At 41.2% G+C, this 17,649-nt stretch carries 16 protein-coding genes; 5 read left to right on the forward strand and 11 right to left on the reverse strand.

Going from position 1 to position 17,649, the window contains the following annotated elements:
- Positions 1 to 2: 2 nt before the first annotated feature.
- Entirely contained in the window at positions 3 to 1,352 is a 1,350-nt protein-coding gene (locus LBYS_RS01105) for an NAD-dependent succinate-semialdehyde dehydrogenase (protein ID WP_013407074.1), read from the reverse strand.
- Positions 1,345 to 1,764 carry an RrF2 family transcriptional regulator gene (locus LBYS_RS01110; protein ID WP_013407075.1) on the reverse strand — a complete coding sequence of 140 codons (420 nt, stop codon included), beginning with the start codon at positions 1,762 to 1,764 and terminating at the stop codon, positions 1,345 to 1,347. Before LBYS_RS01110 ends, LBYS_RS01105 begins: the two co-directional genes overlap by 8 nt.
- 118 nt (positions 1,765 to 1,882) lie before the next feature.
- On the opposite strand from LBYS_RS01110, the gene LBYS_RS01115 reads away from it, so the two are divergent.
- Positions 1,883 to 3,070, forward strand: coding sequence for an RsmB/NOP family class I SAM-dependent RNA methyltransferase (locus tag LBYS_RS01115; protein ID WP_013407076.1), 1,188 nt, complete (start codon positions 1,883 to 1,885; stop codon positions 3,068 to 3,070).
- Positions 3,067 to 3,999, forward strand: coding sequence for a 2-hydroxyacid dehydrogenase (locus tag LBYS_RS01120; RefSeq protein ID WP_013407077.1), 933 nt, complete (start codon positions 3,067 to 3,069; stop codon positions 3,997 to 3,999). Before LBYS_RS01115 ends, LBYS_RS01120 begins: the two co-directional genes overlap by 4 nt.
- Here LBYS_RS01120 and LBYS_RS01125 read toward each other — a convergent pair.
- The 4 genes from LBYS_RS01125 to LBYS_RS01140 all read right to left on the reverse strand — a co-directional run bounded on the left by LBYS_RS01125 (position 3,987) and on the right by LBYS_RS01140 (position 10,149).
- The gene (locus tag LBYS_RS01125) at positions 3,987 to 5,096 is read right to left on the reverse strand and encodes a glycosyltransferase family 4 protein (RefSeq protein WP_013407078.1); all 1,110 of its coding nucleotides are present in this window, start codon (positions 5,094 to 5,096) and stop codon (positions 3,987 to 3,989) included. The genes LBYS_RS01120 and LBYS_RS01125 overlap by 13 nt on opposite strands.
- A 1-nt stretch (position 5,097) precedes the next feature.
- Positions 5,098 to 6,393 (reverse strand): hypothetical protein, encoded by a 1,296-nt coding sequence (locus tag LBYS_RS01130; RefSeq protein ID WP_041823366.1) that lies wholly within the window; start codon positions 6,391 to 6,393, stop codon positions 5,098 to 5,100.
- Between the two features lie 73 nt (positions 6,394 to 6,466).
- On the reverse strand, positions 6,467 to 9,454 hold the full coding sequence (locus LBYS_RS01135) for a glycosyltransferase family 117 protein (protein ID WP_013407080.1): 2,988 nt from the start codon (positions 9,452 to 9,454) through the stop codon (positions 6,467 to 6,469).
- Positions 9,455 to 9,519: 65 nt separating this feature from the next.
- Positions 9,520 to 10,149: a deoxynucleoside kinase gene (locus LBYS_RS01140; protein ID WP_013407081.1), complete on the reverse strand. Its 630-nt coding sequence runs from the start codon at positions 10,147 to 10,149 to the stop codon at positions 9,520 to 9,522.
- 106 nt (positions 10,150 to 10,255) lie between these two features.
- Here LBYS_RS01140 and surE point away from each other — a divergent pair, with 106 nt between their 5' ends.
- A complete protein-coding gene (gene surE / locus LBYS_RS01145; RefSeq protein ID WP_013407082.1) occupies positions 10,256 to 11,029 on the forward strand; it encodes a 5'/3'-nucleotidase SurE in 774 nt (257 codons plus the stop codon).
- Here surE and LBYS_RS01150 read toward each other — a convergent pair.
- The 4 genes from LBYS_RS01150 to LBYS_RS01165 form a co-directional block, all read right to left on the reverse strand.
- Entirely contained in the window at positions 11,026 to 12,003 is a 978-nt protein-coding gene (locus LBYS_RS01150; protein WP_013407083.1) for a c-type cytochrome, read from the reverse strand. The two genes, surE and LBYS_RS01150, sit on opposite strands and share 4 nt — an antisense overlap.
- A 111-nt stretch (positions 12,004 to 12,114) precedes the next feature.
- Positions 12,115 to 12,654: an NUDIX domain-containing protein gene (locus tag LBYS_RS01155; protein ID WP_013407084.1), complete on the reverse strand. Its 540-nt coding sequence runs from the start codon at positions 12,652 to 12,654 to the stop codon at positions 12,115 to 12,117.
- Complete coding sequence (locus tag LBYS_RS01160; protein WP_013407085.1) at positions 12,651 to 14,030, reverse strand: MBL fold metallo-hydrolase; 1,380 nt, start codon at positions 14,028 to 14,030, stop codon at positions 12,651 to 12,653. Before LBYS_RS01160 ends, LBYS_RS01155 begins: the two co-directional genes overlap by 4 nt.
- Positions 14,030 to 14,845, reverse strand: coding sequence for a sulfite exporter TauE/SafE family protein (locus tag LBYS_RS01165; RefSeq protein WP_013407086.1), 816 nt, complete (start codon positions 14,843 to 14,845; stop codon positions 14,030 to 14,032). The genes LBYS_RS01160 and LBYS_RS01165 overlap by 1 nt, the downstream gene beginning before the upstream one ends.
- Positions 14,846 to 14,959: 114 nt before the next feature.
- Here LBYS_RS01165 and LBYS_RS01170 point away from each other — a divergent pair, with 114 nt between their 5' ends.
- Together LBYS_RS01170 and LBYS_RS01175 are read left to right on the forward strand one after the other, a co-directional pair.
- Positions 14,960 to 15,862, forward strand: a complete 903-nt coding sequence (locus LBYS_RS01170; protein WP_013407087.1) for a Ppx/GppA phosphatase family protein — start codon at positions 14,960 to 14,962, stop codon at positions 15,860 to 15,862.
- The gene (locus tag LBYS_RS01175; RefSeq protein ID WP_013407088.1) at positions 15,852 to 17,318 is read left to right on the forward strand and encodes an NFACT RNA binding domain-containing protein; all 1,467 of its coding nucleotides are present in this window, start codon (positions 15,852 to 15,854) and stop codon (positions 17,316 to 17,318) included. The genes LBYS_RS01170 and LBYS_RS01175 overlap by 11 nt, the downstream gene beginning before the upstream one ends.
- On the opposite strand, the gene LBYS_RS01180 is transcribed toward LBYS_RS01175, so the two are convergent.
- Positions 17,313 to 17,555 (reverse strand): hypothetical protein, encoded by a 243-nt coding sequence (locus LBYS_RS01180; RefSeq protein WP_222836523.1) that lies wholly within the window; start codon positions 17,553 to 17,555, stop codon positions 17,313 to 17,315. The two genes, LBYS_RS01175 and LBYS_RS01180, sit on opposite strands and share 6 nt — an antisense overlap.
- Between the last annotated feature and the right edge of the window lie 94 nt (positions 17,556 to 17,649).

A 17,649-nucleotide genomic window follows, 5' to 3' on the forward strand; every position in this document is an offset into this window, starting at 1 on the left:
TTTTAGATTTGAATTGCATAGGTTTTAACATTGGCAAATTCCTGGATTCCGTATTTGCCTAATTCTCTTCCATATCCGCTTTCTCCAATTCCTCCAAATGGTAAGGCTCCTTCAGATTTAACCATACTGTTTAAGTACACAGATCCGGCTTGAATTTGTCGCATCAAACCTGCTGCCTGTTCCATGTTTTGGGCCCATAGGGATGCCCCTAAGCCAAATGGAGTCTCATTAGCTATTTCTATGGCTTCTGTAGTATTCTTAGCTTTTAGTAAAAAGCCTACTGGACCGAATAATTCTTCTTTATAGTATGCCGAGTGAGATCGGGTGATTTCCAGAATGGTAGGTGAAAGCAAACACCCTTGACGTTCTGTAGGAAGTAGGGCCTTCGCTCCATCTGCTATTAGTTTTTTGGTTTCTTTTTCTATACTGATGGCTAGATCCTCTCTTGATACAGGAGCCAAAGTAGTTTGAGTATCAAATGGATCACCCAATTTCAGTTTAGATACGTGATTAAGAGTGAGTTCTTTGAATTCATCATATATGTCCTCCTCCACAATCCATCTCTTAGCTGCGATACAGGTTTGGCCAGCATTTTGAAATCTGGATTTTACGGCGGTTTCAGCAGCAAGTTGAATATTAGCGTCTTTTAAAACCACAAAAGGATCAGAACCTCCTAGTTCGAGGACGCTTTTCTTTAGGTATTTTCCTGCCAATGAAGCAACGCTTGATCCCGCCGGTCCGCTACCTGTCAGGGTTACCCCTTTTATTCTGGGATCTGCAATAATTTGTTCCACTTTGTCAGAAGACAGGAACAAGGCTTGAAATGCTCCATCCGGGAAGCCGGCTTCAAGGAAAGCTTCTTGCATTTTTAGGGCAGAGCCCATGACATTTGATGCATGTTTTAAGACCACAGTGTTCCCTAATAAGAGATTTGGAACGGCACATCTTAAAGCCTGCCAGAAAGGGAAGTTCCAAGGCATAATAGCCAGAATGGTTCCCATGGGTTCGAAGGAGGTATACGCTCTGGGGAATGAGGATTGCATTACCAGAGGCTGGATATATTCCGGTGCATGCTCCGCATAATATCTGGTGGTAATAGCGCACTTTTCCACTTCAGCTAGGGCCTCATTGTAGAGCTTTCCCATCTCTAAGCTGATGATCTTAGCGTATTCTAATTTTCGATATTCCAGTACTTCCGCAAATCTTACTATAAGTTGCTGCCTTTCTGCTAAGGACTTGTTTTTCCAGGTAGAAAAAACCTGATGAGCTTTTTCTACTTTTTGAAGCGGAGCAGCATCTTCTTCATATTCTGCAACTACCTCCCCGCTATAAGGATAAATACTTTTAAACATTATACGTTAAATCTTGAAGTGTGGTGTTTTCATACACGGTTAAATTGGCGTCACGAATTTGCTGCATTAAAGGTCTGATTTTGCAGGCTTCTTCGCTTGAGCAGTCTTCACATTTGTCGTAAAAATGTAAGGACACACAAAGTAGGGGAGCTATAGGTCCATCTATTACCCTAATGATTCTCGCAATTTTTACTTCAGCCGGAGGTAATTTCAATAGATATCCTCCTCCCTTTCCTTTTTGGCTTTGAAGTATACCGTTATTCCGTAATTCCAGTAAGATGGCTTCTAGAAACTTTTTAGGTATGTTTTCTGTTTCTGAAATTTCACTAATCAGTAAAGGTTTTCTGGTTTCATAATTGAGCGTTAGACGCGTCAATGCTTTTAGGGCGTACTTAGCTTTTTTCGAGATCATACATTCGCTTTGTTCGGTGAACGGTATTTACAAAATTAGTGGGTTTTACCAAGATAAAAAACCGTTATTTGCTTAAATTGCCAATGTATTTTTTAGGGCTATAAAGCCCATTTCCATTTTGAAGAAGATTAGATTACACAAACCTTTGGTTAGAGGTATCCTGGAAGCCTTACAATCGGCTGAAACCAAAAAAGTAGACCACGTATTGCCGGCCTTACTAAAAGCTCAGCCCAAATGGGGGAGCAGAGACCGTAACTTTGTTGCCGAGAACACCTATGAGGTAGTTCGAAATAAGCGCTTTATCCAATTTTTACTTGGAGGAGACGCTACCCCTTCCAAGATGCTTGGGGCCTGGTTGATCCTCAAAGGACTATATGATCCTGAAGAGGAGATTTTTCGATATTTAGATCCCGAAGTTATACAAGATAATGCCCGAAGTGATATGCCTCTGGAGATTCGGTTCTCATTGCCGGATGAACTAAGTCAAAGGGCTAAAAGGGAGTTAGGTGATGACAGGTGGGCGAAGGAAGCCGAAGCTATGCATGGGCAAGCACCAGTTTATCTGCGTGTAAATGAAAGGTGGATTACGCGAGATAAGTTAGTGAGTGTATTACTAAGCAAAGATATAGCCGTGGAGCCGGTAGCCTCAGTGCCTTCGGCCATAAAAGTCTTGAAGAGGGCCGGGTTAAACCAACTTGAAGAGTATAAAAAGGGCTTCTTTGAGATCCAGGATGCGGGAAGTCAGGAAATAGCTCATTTTTTGGATCCACAAGCAGGTGAGTTTATTGTAGATACTTGTGCCGGGGCAGGAGGTAAGACCTTGCATTTGGCGGATTTATCCAGGAATAAGGCTAAGATCCTAGCCCTCGATGTGGAAGAAGGTAAATTAGAAGAATTGGAAAAGCGAGCAGCAAGGAATCGGGTTTCTCAGGTGGAAACTTCCCTTTGGAACAATGACATTTTAGATCAATATAGAGGACAAGCTGATGCTGTGCTGATGGATGTACCCTGTTCCGGATTAGGAGTTTTGAGAAGAAATCCTGACGCGAAGGAATTATTGACTGAAGCATATATTGATAGTATTAGGGATGTGCAGGCTGAGATTTTGCAGAAATATAGTGCTTTGGTTAGAAAGGGTGGGAGATTGGTCTATGCCACCTGTTCCTTATTGCCTTCTGAAAACGAAGGACAGGTAAAAAGGTTTTTAGAAAACCATGGGGATTTTGAATTAATTAAAGATAAACAGATATGGCCATCAGAAACTGATTTTGATGGTTTTTACATGGCATTGCTCAGGAAGAAATGAAGATTTTAGTTGTAGATGAGATGCATGAATGCCTTCTGCCCCTTTTGCATAACTTAGGAGCAGAAGTGAGTTACCAGCCAACTTTCGGAAAGAAGGATGCAGAACAGGTCATACATCAATACGAGGGTTTATTGATTCGTAGCAAGTTTTTCATTGATTCGGCTTTCTTGGATTTAGCTACTTCTTTGAAATTTATTGGCAGAGCCGGAGCAGGCTTGGACCTGATAGATCTGGAAGCATGTAAGGAGAGAGGTGTGGAAGTTTTTGGGGCCAATGAAGCGAATAAAGTGGCGGTAGCTGAACATTTATTGGGTATGATCCTCATGCTTTTTAATAAGCTGAATACCTCACCTCAAGAAATCAGAAACGACCAATGGCTCAGAGAAAAGAACCGAGGGGAAGAGTTGATGGGTAAAACGGTGGGTATCATAGGTTATGGGCACAATGGATCTACTGCAGCTGCACGATTTGCAGCTTTTGGTTGCCGGGTATTGGCCTACGATAAGTATAAAAAGGGATTTGGTTCCGCAGAGATCGAAGAGGTAGATTTAGAAACCATCTTCACAGAGGCAGATGTTTTTTCCTTTCATGTGCCCTTGACGGAGGAAACCAGAAAGTGGGCAGATTCCGACTTTTTTTCGAAGTTCAGAAAGCCAATCTACTTCTGCAATGTAGCCCGAGGCGAAATTATGGTGCAGGAGGCTTTGATCCAGGCATTAGAAAACGGAAAAGTAAAAGGTGCATGTTTGGACGTGTTGGAAAATGAAAAGATTACCGCTTTGACGGATAAGGGGAGAAAGGAATTTGAATACCTAAGAGCTCATCCAAGGGTGATTCTTTCTCCTCATGTGGCCGGCTGGACCATAGAATCGTATCGCAAGATCAACGAAGTTCTATGCGAGAAGATCAAGGCTCTTTATAAGCTCTGAATGCCTTGAATATAGCGTTTAGCTACTTCTTGGACGGAGAAATCTTTGATAATCTCTAATGACTTATTCTCCATCTCTGTTAGATCAGGGGTGGAGATTATTTTTTTCAGGGCAGAGATCAAGGCTGATGCACTATTCGAGGGAATCACAACTCCATTTCCATTCACCAAGTCCGTACTACAACCGCAGACATCAGTAACGATAACAGGCAAACCACATACCATGGCCTCATTTACTACTAAGCCCCAAGGTTCCGATGTACTAGGTAGTACGAAGCAACTAGATCTGGAAAAGAATTTCGGCACCTCCATCCAGTGTACTGGGGGATATTTGTAGATTCTATCCGGCGACTTAGCGATCAATTGGTCGATTTCCTGGTCCTTTGGTCCTTTACCCACCAGTATAAGTCCCCATTCCTGTTTATTTAATTTCTGGAAGCATTTGATCAGAAGTTCTACATTCTTTTCCTCTGCCATTCGCCCTACGTAGATAAAGTTCTTTTGGGTAGTGATCTCAGGGTAAAGCGTTGTTTCTTTGGCCTTGTGATAAACTGAACTAAGTACCTTATTATCTACAACAGCTCCCTTATGAACTAAGATTTGCTCCGGTTTTGCCCCCAGATCTAAAACATAATCTTCAGATGTCTTTCCAAAAACTACAAAGCCTTTGCATGCCTGTACAGCCCATTTCTTGATGCTTTCCTTTAGCCAAGATCTGGTTTTATCCTTTTGAGTAGATTCATTGGACATCACTACCTTGATACCTAGCAGTCTGGCAAAAAAGATGGTAGGAAGTGTAGAGAAGGAAGAGGAATAACCAGTGACATTGATAATGTCTGGCTTATATTGAAGGATAAATTGGAACACTCTCTGTAATTCCTTCCATTTTGGTACCTCTTCTATAAATCCATCAAAAAGCAGGGTGTAAGGATAGGTATATGTTTTGCCTTCACCCTCCATGCCTTTCCTTGATACTTCGCTTTTGGCTATCTGTAAGACATGAAATTCTCCCTCAGGAGGGTATTGCTTGGCAATCTCCTCGAAGAGTACAGATTTATAATGCGCCCATAGGGTGTTATGAATAATTAAGGTCTTCAATTTATTTCTTTAGGAATCTACAAAATATATAGAAGGAGGCAAAACGGGTATAATCTAGCATTTGACCCGAGGTAAAGTTCGCAATAAAAAAGTAAATCATAGCATAGGCTAGGAATTCTGTGCCAATGCTTTCCGGATCCCGCATTTCGCGAACACTCATCAGGATGAGTCGGAGGAACAAAATGGTAAATATGGTAAATCCAATCAATCCAAAGGAGTCTATCATCTCCAAATGGGGTATATCCACATACATGAATTTGTAACCCTGTCCAAATAGAATATAGTGATAGTTTCCTTTATCAAACGACTTTTCTAGACGCTCCATTACACCTTCTACGTGCTGTATACGAGTATTGGCCGAGTCATCACCTGTTTCTTTGACCTTTATTTTTTTGGATTCTGAACTTTCCGTCAAAGACTTTTTGATGCCTTCAAAACGGGTGTTGAAATAATTGAAGGCCGGGTTGAGTAGTCGGGCGTTCTTATTGATTTGATAGCTTAAGGTCATAAAACCTGCTAACACTAGCACCACAATGTACCACTTGGTGAAGAAGAGGCGGAAGGTACTTACGGCATTAGAGAAAGAAAGATTGAAGACCAAAAACATCACGGTAAAGCCAAAGGTAGCCAGGAAGGCCAACATGGTTTGGGTCAAGAACAGTATAGCAATGTTTAATATGATCAGTATTACCGGGAAAATCAGTCCCAATTTGATTTGACGGTAATATTTCAGACTTAATACGCCCAGGATAATACCGAAGTAAGCCACTTTGGAGTTGATGTGCGGGTTACCTACCCCTACTTCTCCACCATAACCGAAAGCCGCCCTTTGACCTATAACATACAAGGGGTTTTGGCTTACATAATACATTAATGATATGGCGCTCAAAGTAGAAAGGAGTATGCAGAGATATATAAATCTGCGATTTATGGCCTCGTTCCGCATAAAAACGGTGGAGAATGCCACAAATACAATGATAATATAGGTTAGGATCTCTGTATAAAAGCTGACTGTCAGATAATACCTGTCTTTAAGAAAAAAGTAGGCAAAAAGATAGATCAGAAAGAAAGTGAGATATGGAAAGGTTACTTTATTCGGTAAATCGAAAAACCTGAAATTCTTAAAAGGTATGGTTAAAGCAAAGGGAAAGAAGATTAAGCCAATGGAAAACATGGTGTTTCCCGGCGCTACCCCAAGGCCATCTCTTAAATAATAAATAAGCGGTACCCCCGTGAGGAAGATGGCCAATGCCATGGCGTCTCTATACTTTAAGAAGATGTTGACTAAAAACCGCATTCAGAAAAAATTTCTCAAAGATAGACGAATGCACATTTAAAACCAAAAGAAGGCCCGGAGGCCTTCTTCTGTATTATTGTAATTTACTCAAATGCTTTTCGTAAATCTGACGGTATCGTGCCGCAGCGTCTTTGTCGTATTGTTCTGCTGCCTGGTAGAGCATCTGAATGGTCCGCATATTGGATTGGACAAATTGTCTGATGTTATCATCGCCCCATTGCTTATCACCTGATTTCGCAAATTTAGGTCCGAAGTAGGCTAATTCTTTATCAGCTTTATTTACAATCTCGTCAGCCAATTTCGTACCTTTTTCTTTGCTTCCAATCTCGTAGTAGAAGATAGGGAAGTTAGTAACCAACTGGTCATACGGTACCGAAGCATCCGGCATTATTTCTAAACTTTTGTCCAATACTTCTTCCGCTTCTTTTTTCTTGTTTTCTCTCAGTAGTTCATCGGCTAAACGAAGGAAAGCATAGCGAGCGGTTATGAATGGAACACGGAATGACTCAGTATCGTAATAAACGTCTGTATTGTTCAGGTTCGTCCACTTCATTTGGGTCATCAGCTTCTTCTTCAAGATATCTGAATTCACAAAACCATCTTTGGCACCTTCTATTTTGAAAGGCATCAATCTGTAAGCATAACCTTCTAGTTGCATAAACTCTTTTAGTCCCAAATACTGGTTTTGAGGAAGAGTTCCTCCAAAATAGATAGGACGTTTCCAGTTGTTATTTGAAATGATATCCAAAACGATCAAATCGTTTTTCAAGATATCTCTTTCCCCGAAACTCCACTCGAATCTGTCCGTGATCAAGGCTTTTTGCTCTTCTCCAATAAATGGCATTTTAGCAATCTCTTCTGCATTTTGAGAGAAGAAGAAATTAGCAGAAGGCAAGATATTGATCATATCTCCGGTAGAAACCATTCTTTGAATAGCTTGATCTTTCTTACGGATCAAGTTGATGTATTCACGCAAATCTATACCGGCTTTGATTTGTGGATTTGGATTTGCCACATACGGTATGTGATCATTGATTCCTTTGTAGTAGTTCTCTGAGTTCAAAGTAATAGGCAAAGCCTCTGATTCGTAAGTCTTACGTTTCATTTGCTCTATGTACCAGTCGGTACCCAAAAGACTTAGGTTACAAACACGAACGTCTGTACGGAAACCTTCTACTTCCTGCACATACCACAGAGGGAAGGTGTCATTGTCTCCACCCGTAAATAGGATGGCGTTCGGTTCACAGGTAGCCAACATATTTCTGGCAAAGTCTATCTGATGAACGCGTCCTGTACGGTCATGGCCTTCCCAAGACGAAGCACCCATGATCACAGGTACCACCAGACCTAATGCGGAGGCTATACCAGCTTGGGCCATACGATTCTTTAGGAACTTCAGAACATAGGTATATATGGCCATTACTCCTAATCCTATCCATATAGTGAAGAAATAGAAGGAACCTGCATAGATATAGTCTCTTTCTCTAGGCTCAATAGGAGGGGAGTTCAAGTACACTACCAAAGCTAGGCCCGTTAGGAAGAACATCAAGAACGTTACTATGGCGTCCTTTTCTCTTCTGAAATACAGGAATAGGAATCCTGCAATACCTAGTATTAACGGAAGACCAAAGAAGTTTGTTCTAGCCTTGTTACTCGCTATAGAGGGTGGAAGGTCATTCTTAGATTCAAAGATATTAGTAAATCCGGTATCCTGAATGTCTGAAGTACGTCCCCAGAAGTTCCACATGAAATATCTCCAATACATGTGTCCGAACTGATGGGAAATCATGAATCGGATATTATCAGCGAAAGTAGGGTTTTGGCCTTCAGGTAGGTTTAACTTCGCTCTGTAAAGTGAAATGTGTCCCGGATCCTGGCTCCAGATTCTAGGCAAAAGCATCTTTCCTTTACTATCCCAGGTATATTCAGGATTATAATCATAGATCTCGTATTTCTTTTCACCTTGTATGTAGTTAGGTGTACCTCTTTCTATACCTGCTAATTGAGCCGTGAAGATAGGGCCGTAAAGCAAAGGTCTGGAACCGTATTGTTCCCTTTTTAGATAGGAAGTAAAGTTCAGTACATTAGACGGATTGTTCTCGTTTAACGGTGGGTTAAAGTTGGAACGGATCAAGGCTATGGTATAGGTGGAGAAACCAATCAAAACAAAGGCGAAACACAGCAATATGGTATTTTGCAATGCCTTGCCTTTTTGATGTGTATAGCGAATGCCATAGACCAATGCAGTCACTAGTACTAGGATAAAGAACACCATACCAGATCCGAATGGCAAACCGAAGCTATTGACGAACAATAATTCAAACCAGAAAGATATGCTAGGAATACCAGTAATTACACCTACATTGATAATTCCTAGAACCACCATACCTACCATAAAGGAGATGAAACCTCCGGTGATGGTAGGTTTGTTTTCCTTTTTAAAATAATACAATAAGGCTAATGCAGGAATGGTTACCAAGTTCAATAAGTGTACACCAATGGAAACGCCCACCAGATAAGCCAAGAAGATTAGCCAACGGTTTTGTTTAACCGGATCTTCAATCCTTTCCCATTTAAAGGCTGCCCATACTACTATGGCAGTGAAAAAAGATGACATTCCGTACACCTCTGCTTCAACTGCGGAGAACCAGAAGGACTCGGAGAAGTTGTAGGCTAAGGCACCCACCATAGATGAACCTAGAATGAGAAAGCTTTCAGGGTTACTTAAGTCTTCGTCTCCTTTGCCCACTACTTTTCTGGCAATCATAGATATGGTCCAGAAAAGGAATAAAATGGTAAAGGCACTGGCTAAAACAGACACCATGTTCACCATAAAGGCCACACTTTCCAGATTTGAGCCTGCAAATAGAGAGAAGATTCTACCTATCAATAGGAAGAAAGGAGCTCCCGCAGGGTGAGGTACTTGCAGTTTATAGGCGCAAGCGATAAACTCTCCACAGTCCCAGAAACTGGCCGTGGGTTCTACGGTCAGGGTAAATGTAATCAGGGAGATGAGGAAGGCCAACCACCCAGCAAGATTATTCAGTTTTTTAAAACTCATAGGATAAATAGATATTGTTCAGGCAAAATAACTAAATTAATAGATAGTAAGATTTATAAATAAAGTTAAATCTTAAGTTGGGTACCAATGTTGATGTTCTTTTCCAAAAGATCTGTAATCTTCCTAAAGTCAGCTTCATTTTCCACGAAGTCCAGATCATTTACATCAATTTCAAGGAATTTCCCGTGATGGTACTGTTGGGCAAACTTAGAGTATAATTCATTCAGACCCAACAAGTAGTTCGGATCTATATTCTGTTCGTATTCTCTACCTCTTTTTCTTATCCCTTTTTGCAGTCTAGGTAAATCTGCCTTTAGGTAGATCATTAAATCAGGTGGAGAGATGGCGCGCATTATGGTGTTAAACAAACTTTTGTAGGTGGTGAAGTCTGTTTCATTCATGTGTCCGCTTTCATATAGATTCTGAGCGAAGATGTAAGCGTCCTCATAGATGGTGCGGTCCTGAATAATGGTTTTGTCAGAGCGTTCCTTGATTTTAAGTACCTGTTCGAAGCGGGTATTCAAAAAGAAGATTTGAAGATGAAACGACCATAGGGGCATGTCATCGTAAAAGGGTGCTAGATAAGGATTTCCGTCTACGGCTTCATAATACACTTCCCATCCGTAATGGGAAGCCAGTTTTTCGGCGAGGGTAGTTTTTCCTGCGCCAATGTTGCCTGTTATGGCTATGTGCATGATATGGAGTTAAAAAAATTGCTTTGCAAAGATAGAAATAATAAAAGTTTCTTAACTCGAAGGCTTAGCGTTTTCTCTATCTTTGTAAAAAAACAAAGGGCTAAACATGAAACCATTGATTTTGGTTACGAATGACGACGGCATTACTTCGAAAGGCATTAAAGTCTTGATCGAAGAGATGTCTGAACTAGGTGAAGTTTTTGTAGTTGCGCCGGACAGTCCGAACTCAGGAATGGGCCATGCCATTACGGTAGCTTCCACTATTCACATAAAAAAATCTCCCATTTTTGGTAGCATTGAATCTTACGAATGTTCCGGGACACCAGCAGACTGCGTAAAACTTGCCAAACATGAATTTTTGAAAGACAGAAAGATAGATTTGCTGGTGAGTGGTATCAATCATGGAGCAAATTCTTCCATTTCTGTCATCTACTCAGGAACCATGTCTGCCGCTATAGAAGGGGCTATAGAGGGCATACCTTCCATAGGGTTCTCTCTGGATGATTTCGATTACAATGCAGACTTTGGACATATTAGAAAATATGTTCGCGAAATAGCTGCACATGTTTTGAAGAATGGATTACCCGCTGATACGGCATTGAATGTCAACTTTCCCAAAGCAAGTGCTGGCCCTATCAAGGGTGTGAAAGTGGGCAGACAAACGCGTGGATATTGGCACGAAGAATTTGATTCCAGAGTAGATCCAAGCGGAAGACCTTACTTCTGGATGGGGGGACATTACGTAAATTCAGAACCTAAGGCTGAAGATACTGATGTGTGGGCCCTAGAGAATAATTATGTCTCTGTATTCCCATGCCACTTTGACCTCACCCACTACAAAGCACTGGCTGAGATCAAAGGTCTTGAAGATATCATTTAGTTCTTTGGAACGAACTTTTGAACGGTTCTCTCAATAGGAGGAAGGGATTTTAGGTAAGCAAAAATAGCTCTTAAGTCCTCTTCCTTCATGGTACTGTACATCATCCACGGCATGAGGGTATTCATATCTGTGGCACCTAATTTTGGAGAAACGTAAGTGGAATCCTGATACTGTTTGAAGGTGCTGATGAACTGAGCCTCTGTCCAATTAGCAATACCTGTATTATGTGGGGTAAGGTTTGAAGACACTAAAGTGCCCCCAGGCATTTCAAATGCCCTACCTCCAGAAAAAATTTCTTCAAGAATTATGTTCCCCTTTTTGACAGGGGTGTGGCAATCGATACAGCCGGCCATAGTGGTAACATATCTACCGTAAGCTACCTTATCTGCCTTGTCCGGTATTTGGTCCACTTGATTGCGTTTGTTAGGGAAGGTACGAACCAATAAGTTGACAGGGAAATCTACCGTTCTTTCCGGAATTTCATTCTCTATAGGATCTAAACTTCTGATATAAGCTATGATGGAAAAGATATCCTCATCATGCAGCTGGTTATACGAGTGAAAAGGCATTACAGGGAAAAGTGCTTTTCCTTCTCTGTCAACTCCACTGGTAATGGTTCTATAGATCTCACCGTCTGTCCAGCCGGACAAAGCAGCGGGAGTGATGTTTTTGGAGTAAAAAACACCAGGGAAACCCATTTCTCTCGAAAATCTTTCACCTCCCATACCCAGCGTTCCGGGCACCATGGGGCCTGAGTAACTGCTCCAGTCCCTTTGGGAATGACAATCCATACAAACGGCAACTGCATTTGCGATATATCTACCCCTTTCTATTCTTTCAGGAGTACGTTCTACTGTTAATTCAGGTGCAGTGTCAACCTTAGGGAATAAGGTGAAAAGAACTATTATGGCTAGGATTAATAATAAAGAAAATATGCCTAGTACATATAGGCCAGTTTTTTTTAAGGTTTTCATTAGCGTTATGGTTATAAGGGGTAAATGTATTGATACCCAAGTGATTCCGCCGCGAATATAGTCCCTTAATTTGGCCTATTTTTTAGATTCCTAAATAAATTTATTAAATGGTCAATATTTCCTTAATAATCTGGTTTTCAATATTCCTGCTATAGAAAGGGAATCCGTGATTTCATCCTTCATAACCATTTGGAAAGCCTCTTCTAAAGAAACTTTTCTAACCACGAGATCTTCTGTCTCCTCAGGTTCCGCTTCGCCTTGGGTTAATTCTTCGGCCAGAAAGATGAATCCCGTTTCATTACAGACCGAGTTAGACGTATGTATCTTGGAGATTTGTGTCCATTTTTCAGCACGAAGTCCTGTCTCCTCTAGAAGTTCCCTTTTAGCACAATCAAGAATGTCTTCGTCATGTGGGCATCCACCTTCAGGAATTTCCCAACTGTATTCATCTATAGGAAATCTATGTTGTCCTACTAAGTAGGTATTACCCTCTTTATCCAAAGGTACTATTCCTATGGCCAGATTCTTAAAATTGACTTGTCCATAGATGCCTTTCCCTCCTGAAGGATTTATTACTTCATGGTGCTGCACTTCTATCCATGGATTCTCGTATACAGTTTGAGAATCTAATTTTTTCCACTTATTGCTCATACGGTAGTAGGCGTTCCGGTTTCTACTAAAGCTTTGTAGCCTCCTTGTATATCTACTACATTTTCAAAGCCTCTGGATTTTAATATGGATGCGAAGATCATGGACCTGTAACCTCCTGCGCAATGGATATAATAAGTCTGATCCTTGTCCAGTTCAGATAGGTTTTCATTGATGAAATCCAAAGGAACATTCTTTGCGGTCTCTAGATGTCCTGTTTGGAATTCTGTAGGTTTTCTAACATCCAAAATATTTTCTACCGGAAAGTGATTATCTACAAAGTCTTGAGGGCTGATAGAGGTGATATGGTCCATTTCTTTGCCTTTCCAACTTTCAATACCTCCTTTCAGATAGCCGATAGTTTTATCATAACCCACGCGAGCCAGACGCGTGATGACTTCTTGTTCTCTGCCTGGTTCGGTCACTAGTAGAATTTCTTGTCGGATATCCGGAATAAGTGCACCTACCCAAGGTGCAAAGCTTCCATCTATTCCAATATTGATGGAATTTGGAATAAATCCTTTCGCAAATTCTTGAGGACTTCTGGTGTCTAAGATGAGTGCTCCAGTAGCATTTGCAGCGGTTTCAAAACCTTCAGCATCCAGGGCTTGTAAGCCTCTCTCCATCACCGTATCTAAGCTTTCGTATCCACTGATGTTCATTTTTACGTTCTCAGGGAAATAGATAGGCGGAGGCAGGAGTCCATCTGTAACTTCTTTGATAAACTGCTCCTTAGTGATATCCCTTAATGCGTAGTTGGTCTGTTTTTGATGGCCTAGAGTGTCAGAAGTTTCTTTACTCATGTTTTTTCCACAGGCAGAACCGGCACCATGAGCCGGATATATGATGATGTCATCCGGTAAAGGCATGATTTTGTTTCTCAAAGAATCATAGAGCATGCCGGCTAATTTATCTTGAGTCAGATCCTCCACTACCTTTTGTGCCAGGTCAGGTCTGCCCACGTCACCTATAAATAGGGTGTCACCGGTAAAGAGTGCTTTTGGCTTATCTTCCTCATCGATGAGTAGATAGCATGTGCTCTCTAAGGTGTGTCCCGGTGTATGTATGGCTTGGATCTTTATCTTTCCTATGGTGAAGATCTCTCCATCTTCAGCTATTTTGGCAGGGAAATTAGGTTTTGCAGTGGGACCGTAAACGATTGGCGCTCCCGTTTTCTTCGAAAGGTCCAGGTGTCCACTGACAAAATCGGCATGAAAATGAGTTTCAAAAACATATTTAATGGTAGATTGATCCTTTTCTGCACGTTGGAGGTAGGGGCCAACTTCGCGTAATGGATCAATGATGGCCGCTTCGCCCTCTGAGCAGATATAATATGCTCCTTGAGCTAAACAACCCGTATAAATCTGTTCTACTTTCATCACATTTTAATTATTTTAATTCCCTCCAAAACCAGGATCGTTATACCTAAAACCAAAATCAAGCGCCCAAAGTTTTTTTTCAGTCGCTCTCCATCCCATTTTTTTGAAATTCTATGTCCCAAGAAGATACCTATAATGGCTAATGCAGTTAATGTCAAGAGGAATTTCCAGTCTATTTCTTCCGCATGATGACTTAGGCCACTCAAGAATCCTATAGAAGAATTTGCTGCAATGATAATGAGGGAAGTTCCCACTGCAATCTTCATGGGTAATTTGCCGAATAGGATCAGGGCTGGGATGATCAAAAAGCCTCCACCCGCACCTACAAGGCCGGTCAAAATACCCACCATTACTCCTTCCAGCATGATTCGGGTAGTCTTAACCTCAGCTGATTTAGATCGCATCATGTTCCTGCGGATTCTTTTATCCTTAATCATAGATAAGGATGCACCTATCATCAGAGATGCGAAAAGTAGCATGAGGAATACGGATTTTTCCAATTGGAAATTCCCAATTCTCAATATGGTATTCGGTATAGCCGGAGCTATAAATGCACGTGTAAGTAAAACGGATATGATGGATGGAATACCGAATAATAAGGCCGTACGGAGGTTCACCAATCCTTGCGTGTATTTAGGGATTCCACCTACCCAACTGGTTGAGCCTACTATAAATAGGGAATAAAGGGTAGCCAAGATGGGGTCAATCCCAAATACATATACAAGAAGAGGAATAGTGAGTATAGAGCCTCCTCCTCCAATCATTCCCAAGGTAATTCCTATGGCAATGGCGGCCAGGTATCCAAATGCTTCCATGGAGTGTGTGTATGTTTTCCAGCCTAGGCAGGAAGTTTATTCGATGGTATTTTGCCGCAGACTAGCATTTATGCCGTACTTTTGGCACTGCAAATATAGAGATATTCACGGATTATGAATAAAGCCATTATAGATCTTGGTACGAATACCTTCCACGTGTTGATTTTCAATGAAAAGGAGGTGGTTTATAAGCAGTCCACGGCTGCTAAACTGGGTATGGGAGGTATAAACCAAGGTCTGATTACAGAGGAGGGGATAGAAAGAGGAGTAAAAGTACTTCAACAATTCCGTGAGAAATTAGATCAGTTTCAGGTAGAGAAAATCTTTGCTTTCGGCACTTCGGCCTTGCGTGTTGCTAAGAACCAGGCGCAAGTTCTGCAGGCATTTGAAGACAGGACCGGAATTAAAGTCTCAGTAATTGATGGGGAAGAAGAGGCTCAATTGATTTACGAAGGAGTCAGGAAGGCGGTACCTATAGAGAAGGTTTCTTTGATTGTAGATATTGGAGGAGGAAGTGTAGAGTTTATCTTGTGCAATCCTGATAAGATACTTTGGAAGCAAAGTTTTGAGATAGGAGGGCAGAGACTAGTGGAGAAATACATGAATAAAGACCCCTTGCCTATGCAAGAGATTCCTAGAATGCAAAGTTACTTTAGAGAAGCTCTTTTGCCTTTAACGAACGCCATACATCAATATTCTCCCGAAGTACTGATTGGCTCAAGTGGTAGTTTCGACACCTTGAATGATATGTACTTTCAGAGGACAAAAGGCACTTGGCCTCCACAGGATCAGGCCGGGTTTGATTATCCTTTGTCGGAATTTCAATCTGCATACGAGCAATTAGTTTTTCAGGATAGAGAAAAGAGGATGGCCATTCCTGGCATGCGTGAGCTTAGGGTGGACATGATTGTAGTAGCCATGGTTTTGATCCGGTTCCTGATTGAAGAGTATAAGATCAGTGAGGTCAAGATTTCCAATTATGCATTGAAAGAAGGAGCAATGAATTATGCACAATAATTATTTCTTTTTAAGGCGATATGCCCCGGAGTTAAATGAGAAATTGAGGGGTAAAATCTTGACTTCCGCGTTTTCTCAGGATAAAGACGAGGTCATTCTGGAATTTTCGGAGGAGGAATACTTGAAATGTATCTTGAAGCCAGAATTCTCTGTGGTCATTCTTATGCCTGAATTTCATAGAGCTAAAAGGAATTCCGCTACTCTTTGGGAGGATTTGTATGGCCAAAAGGTGGTAAGTGTTAGAGTGGGAAAAAATGAAAGGGCTATCAGAATTGACCTTGAACAGGCTACATTAGTGCTTAAGCTTTTCCGACCTAACTTGATGATCTTTGATGGGAATTTGCGCATGTTCAATCAAAGACTGATTACGGATAGAGAATTGACTTTGGATTCCTTTGATCGTGATATCTCTGATGATAAAGAGACCTTTATCCGCGTGGGTTACAAAAAGCAATTTTATACCTTAGGTAAAGACCTTATCGCTTATCTGGATGAAAAAACCAGAGGCCTGGATGCAGATCAGACCTGGGAAGAAATACAAGCACTGTTAGCCTATCTAGAGCATCCCAAAATTTATCTAAATCGAACTTTACCTGCGATCTCCCTTCTTGAGGGGGAAGAAATGAACTCAGCATCCCAGGCTATTCAGGTTTTCGCTCAACTCTATTTGAAGTCGAATGGCCTAGAGCGCTTGAGGCAGCAACGTTTGCAAATCAATGCCCGGGATCTAGCTAAAACCACGGCTTATATAGAGGAGCTGGAGAGAAAGAAGGCCAAGTGGGAAAGCGGATTGAAAAATGAGGAAATTGGGCATTTGATCATGGCACATTTGCATCTTATTCCTGATGGGGCCACAGAAGTTAGTCTTCCTAATTTCTATGGAACCGGAGAGGTGAAGGTGAAGTTGAAAAAGGAATTATCTGCTCAAAAGAATGCAGAATCTTACTACAGAAAAAGTAAGAACGAACGTATTGAACAAGAAAATCTAGAAAGGAATATTGAAAGGGCCTATGGCCGCTTGGAAGCATTGGAAGAAGAGCGAGAGTTGATTTCCTCAACAGAAGATCCCAAAGTACTTAGAAGGGTAGAAAAGGCAAAAGAGATTGAATTTCCGTTTAAGGAATTTATTTACAAAAAAGTAAAGATTTGGGTGGGCAAAAACGCGAAGAATAATGATTTGCTTATCACCCGATATGCACATAAAGATGAATGGTGGCTTCATGCAAGAGATACTACTGGTTCACATGTCATCATTAAACATGTTTCTCCAAGCGCGGAGATCCTAGAATACGCCGCTAGAATAGCAGCTTATTATTCAAAAAGAAAATCTGAGGGTTTAGTGCCCGTTCAGGTAACCCAAAGGAAATTTATACGAAAAGGGAAAAATTTACCAGCAGGACAGGTTATTGTAGACAAAGAACAAACTTTGCTAGTAGAACCGCACCCCGGATTATAACATCCAGTTTCTAAAATAGAAGTAATACAGGATTGTGGCAACCGTAGCCAATGCCACTATTACCGATAACCAAAAGTTTCGGAAGTTATCTTTGGAATACAGATAATAAATGATACCTACAACTATCCAGATGGCATATAAGGCAGTCTGGAAGTTATCATTTCTATCGTCCAGTATGAGGTATAGCCCTAAAAGGATAAAGGCTATCCATGCCGTACGGATAAAGTAAAATCTCATTGCCATGAAGGGTCCTATCTAACACCAGGACAAATTAACACATTATTTCCCTACTCCGAAATCTTTTTTGGGAAAACAAATAATCATTTGTATT

The sequence above is a fragment of the Leadbetterella byssophila DSM 17132 genome (assembly GCF_000166395.1).
In the GTDB taxonomy this organism is placed as follows: Bacteria; Bacteroidota; Bacteroidia; order Cytophagales; family Spirosomataceae; genus Leadbetterella; species Leadbetterella byssophila.

Coding starts and splice junctions, on each gene's coding strand:
- LBYS_RS01105 (WP_013407074.1), bottom strand. CDS start 1,352: ATGTTTAAAAGTATTTATCCTTATAGCGGGGAGGTAGTTGCAGAATAT.
- LBYS_RS01110 (WP_013407075.1), bottom strand. CDS start 1,764: ATGATCTCGAAAAAAGCTAAGTACGCCCTAAAAGCATTGACGCGTCTA.
- LBYS_RS01120 (WP_013407077.1), top strand. CDS start 3,067: ATGAAGATTTTAGTTGTAGATGAGATGCATGAATGCCTTCTGCCCCTT.
- LBYS_RS01130 (WP_041823366.1), bottom strand. CDS start 6,393: ATGCGGTTTTTAGTCAACATCTTCTTAAAGTATAGAGACGCCATGGCA.
- LBYS_RS01135 (WP_013407080.1), bottom strand. CDS start 9,454: ATGAGTTTTAAAAAACTGAATAATCTTGCTGGGTGGTTGGCCTTCCTC.
- LBYS_RS01140 (WP_013407081.1), bottom strand. CDS start 10,149: ATGCACATAGCCATAACAGGCAACATTGGCGCAGGAAAAACTACCCTC.
- surE (WP_013407082.1), top strand. CDS start 10,256: ATGAAACCATTGATTTTGGTTACGAATGACGACGGCATTACTTCGAAA.
- LBYS_RS01150 (WP_013407083.1), bottom strand. CDS start 12,003: ATGAAAACCTTAAAAAAAACTGGCCTATATGTACTAGGCATATTTTCT.
- LBYS_RS01155 (WP_013407084.1), bottom strand. CDS start 12,654: ATGAGCAATAAGTGGAAAAAATTAGATTCTCAAACTGTATACGAGAAT.
- LBYS_RS01160 (WP_013407085.1), bottom strand. CDS start 14,030: ATGAAAGTAGAACAGATTTATACGGGTTGTTTAGCTCAAGGAGCATAT.
- LBYS_RS01165 (WP_013407086.1), bottom strand. CDS start 14,845: ATGGAAGCATTTGGATACCTGGCCGCCATTGCCATAGGAATTACCTTG.
- LBYS_RS01170 (WP_013407087.1), top strand. CDS start 14,960: ATGAATAAAGCCATTATAGATCTTGGTACGAATACCTTCCACGTGTTG.
- LBYS_RS01175 (WP_013407088.1), top strand. CDS start 15,852: ATGCACAATAATTATTTCTTTTTAAGGCGATATGCCCCGGAGTTAAAT.
- LBYS_RS01180 (WP_222836523.1), bottom strand. CDS start 17,555: ATGAGATTTTACTTTATCCGTACGGCATGGATAGCCTTTATCCTTTTA.